Consider the following 9227-nt stretch of genomic DNA (forward strand, 5'->3'; position numbering starts at 1 on the left):
GCCATGCCGATGCTGGTCGTCGACAATCTCTCCATCCTCGGCTTCATCGCCATGGCCCTGGTCGGGATGTTCCAGTTCCCCGCCGACGTGGTCTTCGGCCGCATGTTCCCCGGCACCGCCCTGGGCGTACTGGTCGGCAACCTGCTGTACACCCTGATGGCACGGCGCCTGGCCGCGCGTACCGGGCGCGACGACGTCACCGCCATGCCGCTGGGCCTGGATGCGCCGACCAGCATCGGCATGGCACTGCTGGTGCTGGGCCCGGCCTTCCTGGCCTTCAAGCAGCAGGGCATGGACCCGCACGCTGCGGCCATCGCTACCTGGCAGCTGGGCATGGCCTCGCTGGTCATCATGGGCGTGCTCAAGCTGATCCTGTCCTTCTTCGGTGAAGCGGTGACCCGCGCGCTGCCGCGTGCCGCGCTGCTGGGCTCCATCGCTGGCATCGCGCTGGTGCTGATGGGCCTGCTGCCGCTGCTGGAAACCCTGCGCTCGCCGCTGGTCGGCTTCACCACGCTGGGCCTGCTGCTGTACGTGCTGATCGCCAAGGGCAAGCTGCCGCTGCGCGGTCCGGGCGTGCTGCTGGCGTTCGTGTTCGGCACCGTCCTGTATTACGGGCTCGGCTTGGCCGGGCTGGGCGTGCCCGGCTTCCAGATTCCGGCCTGGGTGCCGCCGCAGGTGGTACTGCCGCTGCCGACGCTGGGCTTCATCGAGGGCCTGCCGACCGCGATGACCTACCTGCCGCTGCTGCTGCCGTTCGGCCTGCTGATGGTGGTCGGTGGCATCAACGTATCCGAGAGCGCGCGCGCGGCCGGCGATGACTACCGCACCCGCGACATCCTGCTGGTGGAAGCGGTGGCCACGCTGGTGGCTGGCGTCTGCGGCGGCGTTGCGCAGACCACCCCGTACATCGGTCAGCCGGCCTACAAGCACATGGGCGCGCGCAGCGGCTACACGCTGCTGACCGGCCTGTTCGTTGGCATCGGCGGCATGCTCGGCGTCATTTCCGGGCTGGTGCAGTGGCTGCCGCTGGCGGTGCTGGCGCCGATCATCGTGTACGTGTCGATCGACATCACCACCCAGGCGTTCCAGGCGACGCCGCGCCAGCATGCCGGCGCGATGGTGCTGGGCTTCCTTCCGTCAGCAGCCTACCTGCTGGCAATCAAGGCGCCGGGCTGGGTTCCGGCCGAGCAGATGAGTGCGCTGCTGACCCACGTCGATGGCCACGGCCTGCCGGAGCTGGCGGTGATCTTCGCGCTCGGCAACGGCTTCATCATCACCTCGATGCTGTGGATCGCCACCGTCGCGGCGATGGTCGATGGGCGCCTGCGCCGCGCCTGCGGCTTCCTGCTGGTGGCGGCGGTGCTGACGATGTTCGGCCTGATCCATTCGGTGGATCCGCGCGGCGGCATCTACCTGCCGTGGGATCTGCAGGGCCTGGCCCGTGTCATCAGCTGGCAGTTCGCCGGCGCGTATGTGGCCTTGGCCATCCTGTTGGGGCTGCTGTCGTTGCAGAAGCAGGCGGTGAAGCCGCTGGCTGAAAACGCCCATTGACCGGTAGCGCCGGGCCATGCCCAGCGTTGGGTTGCGTCGCCGCCGGGCATGGCCCGGCGCTACCGCTCTGAATCCAGTTCCGGGTAATGCCGGAAGATGCCGTTGGTGTTGAAGGCGAGCCGCCGCTCCGAAGCGAGATAGGCGGCGATGTTGGGCCGCTGTTCCACCCGATCCTTCAATGCGCGCAGCAGCGGCAGCGTCGGCCACAAGGCCTGCATACGGCGCGGAAACATGTAGTCCAGCCCGCTCAGCAGCTGGAACAGTGACAGGTCCACGTAGGAGTGCTCGCGCAGCGGGTGGCGACCGCCATTGGCCTTCAGCACCTGCTCGAAGTAGCCGAGGAACTTCGGCAGCCGCTCACCGCGCATCGCAGCGGCGCGCGCCTTGGCTTCGGTCTTCTGGTCTTCGTAGTACTTCGACGCGGCAATGGGATGGTGGGTGTCATGCACCTCGGCCAGCAGATCGGCGATGGTCAGCTGCCACTGCAGCGCCTGCATGCGCCGGGAGGCGGCCTGCGGGACCAGATCCAGCGTCGGGCCGAGGAAATCGAGAATGGCCGCAACCTGTGCGATGACCTGTCGCCCGGCCTTCAGGAACGGTGGCGCGAAAGGTTGCGCACCTTCGCTGTGGCCGTCGAGGAACGGCTGCATCACGGCATCGCCATGCACCCGCGCCATGTCGACATAGTCGGCGCCGGCATCTTCCAGCGCCAGGCGCACGAATTCGCCACGGCCCTGGATGCCGGTCCAGTAGTACAGCGCGTACTGCATGAAGCCTTCTCCACCAGACAAGAACGACAGGGTCGCGCGTAGCGCGCAAAGCAGGCGTGAACCACAACGCCAGCGGAATGGGTGGGGAACCCCCCGGAATTCGGGGAGTCACACCTTGTCCATGCAGGTGAAAAGCGAGGTACTGCATCATGCAGAGTGGAAAAGCGGTCTGGCCCTGGGTTCTGGGCGTGGTGGTGGTGGGCGGCGCGGGCACATGGTTGTTCCGCGATCAGTTGCAGGGCCTGGCAGATGGCGTATCGGTGCCGGTGCAATCCGCGCCGACCTCGGCAGGCGTCGCACCGAAGCCCGCTGCTACCCAGGAGCCCGGACCACCGCCGATCAGGCATCCGCTGGATTCCGAGGCTGCCGCTGACCCGGCGCTGCCGAAGCTTGCTGACAGCGATGCCGCCGCCTGGAGCACATTGAGCCAGTTGTTCAAGGGCGAGGGGGCATTGACCGTGCTGCTGCGTGATCACCTGATCCAGCGGCTGGTCACCCAGGTCGACAACCTGGACAAGGCCAGTGTGCCGCCTACCGCGCTGGCCGCTCGGCCGCTGCCGGGCAGCCTGCAGGTGGAGCAGGGCGAGGGCGGCGAACGTATCGCTGCGGCCAATGCGGCGCGCTATGCGCCCTATGTGCAGGCCTTCACTGCGCTTGACCCGGCGGCGACGGCCTTGGCGTACAAGCGCTTCTATCCGTTGATCCAGCAGGCCTACGTCGATCTGGGGAAGCCCGACGGCTACTTCAATGATCGCCTGGTGTCAGTCATCGATCATCTGCTGGACACCCCTGAGCTGGCTCAAGCACCGCTGGTGGAGCGCGATGAGCGCGGACGCTACCGCTTCGTCGATTCCACCCTGCAGTCGCGCTCAATCGGCCAGAAGGCCTTGCTGCGCATGGACGCGGCGCAGGCGCGGGCGGTCAAGCAGCAGCTGCGAGCGATCCGGGGCGCGATCACCCGTTGAGAGCCCCCATCGTGCGGATCTGATCCGGATCAACGCGCCGACAACACCCCGTCCGGCATGCTGGCCCTAGGCTGACTGGCCTTCGAATGCAGTCGCAGCCACCCTTGAAACCGGGTGGGGCAACCGCATCTTTCCAGCATCGCCGGCGCGGCCGGCCAAGATGACCGATGAGGTTTCACAATGCGCATGGACAAGCTCACCTCGCGTTTCCAGCAGGCGCTGGCAGACGCGCAGTCGCTGGCGGTAGGCCGCGACAACAGCATCATTGAACCGGTACATGTCTTCAGTGCCCTGCTGGACCAGCAGGGCGGCAGCACCCGGCCGTTGCTGGCCCAGGCCGGCGTCAACGTGCCGGTGCTGCGCGAGCGCCTGGACGAGGCGCTTGAAGCGCTGCCGAAGGTGTCCGGCCAGGCCGGCAACCTGTCGATCGGCAACGATCTCAACCGCCTGCTCAACCACACCGACAAGCTGGCACAGCAGCAGGGCGATGCCTTCATCGCCAGCGAGTGGTTCGTGCTGGCCGCGCTGGAAGATGGCGGCACGCTGGGCATGGCGCTGCGCGCTGCCGGTGCCGACAAGGCGCGCCTGCAGACCGCCATCGACAAGCTGCGTGGCGGCGAGAACGTGCAGTCGGAGAACGCCGAAGAGCAGCGCCAGGCGCTGGAGAAGTACACCATCGACCTCACCGCGCGTGCCGAGAGCGGCAAACTCGACCCGGTGATCGGCCGCGACGAGGAAATCCGCCGCACCATCCAGGTGCTGCAGCGTCGTACCAAGAACAACCCGGTGCTGATCGGCGAACCCGGTGTGGGCAAGACCGCGATCGTCGAAGGCCTGGCCCAGCGCATCATCAACGACGAAGTGCCCGAAGGCCTGCGTGGCAAGCGCGTGCTGTCTCTGGACATGGGCGCGCTGATCGCCGGTGCGAAGTTCCGCGGCGAATTCGAGGAGCGCCTGAAGGGCGTGCTCAACGACCTGGCCAAGAGCGAAGGGCAGATCATCCTGTTCATCGATGAGCTGCACACCATGGTCGGCGCGGGCAAGGCCGACGGCGCGATGGATGCCGGCAACATGCTCAAGCCGGCACTTGCTCGCGGTGAACTGCACTGCGTCGGTGCGACCACGCTGGACGAGTACCGCAAGTACATCGAAAAGGACGCTGCGCTGGAGCGCCGCTTCCAGAAGGTGTTCGTGGGTGAGCCGACGGTGGAGGACACCATCGCGATCCTGCGCGGCCTGAAGGAAAAGTACGCAGTGCATCACGGGGTGGAGATCACCGATCCGGCCATCGTCGCCGCGGCCACGCTGTCCAACCGCTACATCACCGACCGCCAGCTGCCGGACAAGGCCATCGACCTGATGGACGAAGCCGCTTCGCGCCTGCGTATGGAGATCGACTCCAAGCCGGAGGAACTGGATCGGCTGGAACGTCGCCTGATTCAGTTGAAGATCCAGCGCGAGATGCTGAAGAAGGAAAAGGACGATGCCTCGCGGCAGCGTCTGGCCGACCTGGAAAACGATATCGACGCGCTGGAGCGCGAGTTCTCCGATCTCAACGAAGTCTGGAAGTCGGAGAAGGCCGCGCTGCAGGGCACGACCAAGCTCAAGGAACAGGTCGAGCAGGCCAGGGTTGAACTGGAGTCGGCGCAGCGCCGGCAGGATTTCGCCCGCATGAGCGAGATCCAGTATGGCGTGCTGCCGCAGCTGGAAAAGCAGCTTGCTGCCGCCCAGGAAGTGGAGAACCACGACTTCAAACTGGTGCAGGACCGTGTCACCGACGAGGAGATCGCCGAGGTCGTCTCGCGCTGGACCGGCATCCCGGTCAACAAGATGCTCGAAGGCGAGCGTGACAAGCTGCTGCGCATGGAAGAGGTGCTGCACAACCGCGTGGTCGGCCAGGAAGAGGCGATCAAGGTGGTGTCCGACGCGGTGCGTCGTTCGCGCGCTGGCTTGTCCGATCCGAATCGACCGGGGGGATCGTTCCTGTTCCTGGGCCCGACCGGCGTGGGCAAGACCGAACTGTGCAAGTCGCTGGCCGAGTTCCTGTTCGACAGCGCCGACGCGATGATCCGCATCGACATGAGCGAGTTCATGGAGAAGCACAGCGTCGCGCGCCTGATCGGTGCGCCCCCGGGCTACGTGGGCTACGAGGAGGGTGGTTACCTCACCGAGGCCGTGCGTCGTCGCCCGTATTCGCTGATCCTGCTGGATGAGGTGGAGAAGGCGCATCCGGATGTGTTCAACATCCTGCTGCAGGTGCTGGACGATGGTCGCCTGACCGATGGCCAAGGCCGCACGGTGGACTTCCGCAATACCGTCATCGTGATGACCTCGAACCTGGGCTCGCACCAGATCCAGGACATGAGTGGCGATGACACGCCGGAGGCGTACACGCAGATGAAGGCGGCGGTGATGGGCGTGGTGCAGGCGCACTTCCGTCCGGAGTTCATCAACCGCCTGGACGACATCGTGGTGTTCCATCCGCTGGACAAGCAGCAGATCAAGCAGATCGCGCGCATCCAGATGCGTGGCCTGGAAAAGCGCTTGGCCGAGCGTGGCCTGAAGCTGGTGGTGTCCGATGCAGCGTTCGATCTGCTCGGCAACGTTGGCTTCGATCCGGTCTACGGTGCGCGTCCGCTGAAGCGTGCGATCCAGGCGCAGCTGGAAAATCCGTTGGCGCAGCAGATCCTGTCCGGTGCATTCGCCAACGGCGATACCATCGAAGTGGGCAACGACGGCGGCCATCTGGTGTTCGCCAAGGCCTGAACCGAGCGGGGCGCTGCATGATTGCAGCGCCCCGTTTCCGTTGTAGCGACCGGCCGCACCCGGGGCTTGCCGGCAATTCTCAGAACCGGTGCGTATACCCGGTCATCAAGCCGAACTGGTTGGCCTTCTGCACGATCGGGCTGTCTGCCGCATCGCCCAGCAGGCGGGTGCCTTCCACGGCGATGTACCAGTTGCCGTTGCGACCGGCGCGATGGCTCCATTTCATGCCCAGGCCGGCGCTGACCAGACCGGCCTTGGGCTTGTGCTGGGCGAAACCGGTGCGAGCGGCCTGGTCAGGGCTGACGCCATACCAGGTCTGCATGTAGCCGCGGTTGCCGTAGTCGGTAGAGACGCTGCCGCTGACCACGCCACCGGCCAGATCGAACAACGGCATTTCCAGGTTCAGGTGGATCTGCTGGGTGGCAAGGCCGTTGTCGCCCTTGTCGTCGTCTTTCAGCGTGTACTGCCAGGAACCACTCAGCACCGCCTCACCCAGCGTATAGCCAGCCGCCAGGCCGACCAGGGGCCGGGTATCGATATCGCCCATGCCACGCAGGAAGTCCGAGCCGCCGAGGATCGAGTTCTTCTCGCGGCGGCTGCCGCTGCCACCGACGTAGGCACGCACGCGGGTGTGTTCGCCGATCGCCGTACCCCAACCCGCACCGCTGGTACCCAGAAACCAGCCGCCCGGCGACGTCACATCGAAGGACAGTGTCGGCGCGGCCTGGAATTCCTCGCTGCCGCTGTAACGCGGGGCGACACCGCCGCCAGCAGCAAGCTCGAAGGTCCACTGGTCATCCTTGGCATGCGCTGCGGACGTTGCGAACAAGGGCAACAGGGCCAGGCCGAGCAGGGTGGGGAAACGGCGAAGGTGGGACATGGCAACTCTCTACATTGGGAGGAAGTGCAGCGCGCGCATCCGGCGCGTGCTGCAGGGTCGCCAGCGTGGCGGGACGCCGGCGACCAATCCGTCCGCAGTTGTGCGGGAGTTGTAAGCAACTGTAAGCGCGGCCTGCGCTGTTCAGCTGGCAGCCATTGGCCAGTGCATTTCCAGGCGCGCGCCACCGAGGGTCGCGCGTCCCACGCGGAGTTCGCCATGGTGACGAACCGCAATGCGTCCGGCGATGGCCAGGCCCAGGCCGAAGCCACCCGTGTCGCGGCTGCGGCTGTCATCCAGACGGGTGAACGGGCGCAGCACCTTCTCGCGATCACCTTCGGCGATGCCGGGGCCATCGTCGTCCACGCGCAGGCAGGCCTTGCCGGCCACGCTGACCAGTGACACCTCCACACGGGTGCGTGCATAACGCATTGCATTGCCGACCAGGTTGCTCAGGGCCAGCTGCAGCAGCCGTGGCTCGGCATCCACGCGTGGCAGCGCACTGGGCCACACCTGCAGCACCAGGCCCGCGCGCTCGGCATCGCGCCGCGCGTCTTCCATGCAGGCCTGCAGCCAATCGTTCGCTTCGATCCGCTGCATGGGCTCGGCATCGTTGGGATGCTCCAGCCGCTCGTACGCCAGAAGCTCGCTGACCAATCGGTTGAGTTCGGCCAGATCGCCATGCAGGCCGGCAGCGAGGTGTGCCCGCCGCGCCGGATCGTTACTGTCCTGCATCAGGTCCAGACCAAAGGCCAGGCGTGCGATCGGCGTGCGCAGCTCGTGGGAAATGGCATGGGTCAGATCGCGCTGCCGTTGCACCAGTTCGGCCACGCGCGCTGCCATGCGGTTGGAATGCTCGACGATGACCCGGATCTGCGAACGCGGCGATACCTGCGCACGCGCCTGCAGGTCGCCGGCACCGATGCGGTCTGCATGACCCCGTAGCGCCTCCAGGTCGCGCCACAGCAGGCGTACCCACGCATAGAGGCAAGTGCCGACCAGCAGCAGGATGCACAGGTACGCGGCGACGGTCATGTACAGCGTCATCTGCACTTCGCCGGGGAAGCGCAGTTGCAGCCAGCGGCCGTCAGCAGCCTCGATGGGCAGCAGTACCTGCTGGTAGCGGTCGCGGACGATGAAGCCGTCCCCGCGCAGGGTACTGCGCTCTTCGTCATCGAGCTGTGGCGGTGCATCCAGCAGCGACAGGGCAACGCCGTAGTGTGGTTGCCACTGCGCCAGACGCTGCTGTTGCTGCGGGCGGTCCAGACCGGCCAGTCCGCTGCGCAGCGCATACACCTGGCCGCGCACCTGTTCGACGAAGACGCGTTCCTGCAGGGGCGTGTAGATGCGGTCCAGCAGCTGGTTGAGGCTGAACACCGACACCAGCAGGCAAGCGCCGGTGACGAACCACAACCACAGGAACAGGCGCTTCACGCCGACCAGGCCGACGGGTTGAACTGGTAGCCACGGCCCCACACGGTCTTGATCCGGCGCGGTTCGCGCGCGTCGTCGCCCAGCTTGCGCCGCAGCTTGCCGATGCAGACATCCACGCTGCGGTCCAGGCCATCGAAACCGATGCCACGTGCCGCCTGCAGGATCTGGTCGCGCGAGAGGATCTGCCCGGGCTGGCTGGCCAGCAGCCAGAGGATTTCGAATTCGGTGGTGCCCAGTTCCACCGGCTGCCCATGCAGGTGAACCTCGCGCTGCACGCGATCGATCAGCAGTTCGCCATGCATCAGCCGGCACGGCACGCCGGCAGGGCCGCTGCCATGGCGACGGCGCAGCAGCGCGCGCAGGCGTGCCAGCAGCAGGCGCGGCTCGATCGGCTTGTGCACGTAGTCATCGGCGCCGGACTCCAGGCCCAGCACCTGTTCGATATCGTCCTCGCACGCGGTCAGCATCAGGATCGGCACGTCGGAAAAACTGCGGATCTGCCGGCACACATCGATGCCACCGAGGCCAGGCAACATCAGGTCCAGCACCACCAGTTCCGGCGCGTGCTGGCGGCAGGCCGCGCTGGCCAGGTCGCCACGCGGCACGTGCTGCACGGCAAATCCATGTTCGCGCAGGTAGTCGCTGACCAGCTCGGCCAGGCGGCGGTCGTCCTCGACCAGCAGCACCTGGGTCGGGGTGCTGGCGGTGGGAGTCCACGGGGAGGGCTGCATCGGTAGGGCGTCCTTGTCCGGGGCAAAGGGCCCGGCGGCGAAGCCTAGCAATGGCCCATGACGTCTGCCTGAATCCCGGGCAACCTGATAACCGCCGGTACTGGCGTCATCGCCAGGGGCTCTCAGTGGCGGT

General features: G+C 66.4%; 7 protein-coding genes. 3 read left to right on the forward strand and 4 right to left on the reverse strand.

The genetic code is table 11. From position 1 onward, the window contains the following. Positions 1-3: 3 nt before the first annotated feature. Complete coding sequence (locus DBR20_RS12420) at positions 4-1551, forward strand: hypothetical protein (protein ID WP_258223336.1); 1548 nt, start codon at positions 4-6, stop codon at positions 1549-1551. Positions 1552-1610: 59 nt separating this feature from the next. Here DBR20_RS12420 and DBR20_RS12425 read toward each other — a convergent pair whose 3' ends face one another. Then, positions 1611-2321, reverse strand: coding sequence for a glutathione S-transferase (locus DBR20_RS12425; protein ID WP_108266385.1), 711 nt, complete (start codon positions 2319-2321; stop codon positions 1611-1613). A gap of 149 nt (positions 2322-2470) precedes the next feature. Between DBR20_RS12425 and DBR20_RS12430 the strand changes: the two genes are divergently transcribed. Together DBR20_RS12430 and clpB are read left to right on the forward strand one after the other, a co-directional pair. Then, entirely contained in the window at positions 2471-3286 is an 816-nt protein-coding gene (locus DBR20_RS12430; protein WP_108266386.1) for a DUF3014 domain-containing protein, read from the forward strand. Positions 3287-3466: 180 nt separating this feature from the next. Further along, the gene (gene clpB / locus DBR20_RS12435) at positions 3467-6052 is read left to right on the forward strand and encodes an ATP-dependent chaperone ClpB (protein ID WP_108266387.1); all 2586 of its coding nucleotides are present in this window, start codon (positions 3467-3469) and stop codon (positions 6050-6052) included. A gap of 79 nt (positions 6053-6131) precedes the next feature. Here clpB and DBR20_RS12440 read toward each other — a convergent pair whose 3' ends face one another. The 3 genes from DBR20_RS12440 to DBR20_RS12450 form a co-directional block, all read right to left on the reverse strand. Then, positions 6132-6932, reverse strand: coding sequence for a MipA/OmpV family protein (locus DBR20_RS12440; protein ID WP_100460148.1), 801 nt, complete (start codon positions 6930-6932; stop codon positions 6132-6134). Positions 6933-7073: 141 nt separating this feature from the next. Continuing rightward, positions 7074-8363, reverse strand: a complete 1290-nt coding sequence (locus DBR20_RS12445; protein ID WP_108266388.1) for an ATP-binding protein — start codon at positions 8361-8363, stop codon at positions 7074-7076. After that, a complete protein-coding gene (locus DBR20_RS12450) occupies positions 8360-9094 on the reverse strand; it encodes a response regulator transcription factor (protein WP_108266389.1) in 735 nt (244 codons plus the stop codon). The genes DBR20_RS12445 and DBR20_RS12450 overlap by 4 nt, the downstream gene beginning before the upstream one ends. Positions 9095-9227 lie beyond the last annotated feature (133 nt).

The sequence above is a fragment of the Stenotrophomonas sp. HMWF023 genome, from assembly GCF_003060985.1.
Lineage (GTDB): Bacteria > Pseudomonadota > Gammaproteobacteria > Xanthomonadales > Xanthomonadaceae > Stenotrophomonas > Stenotrophomonas lactitubi.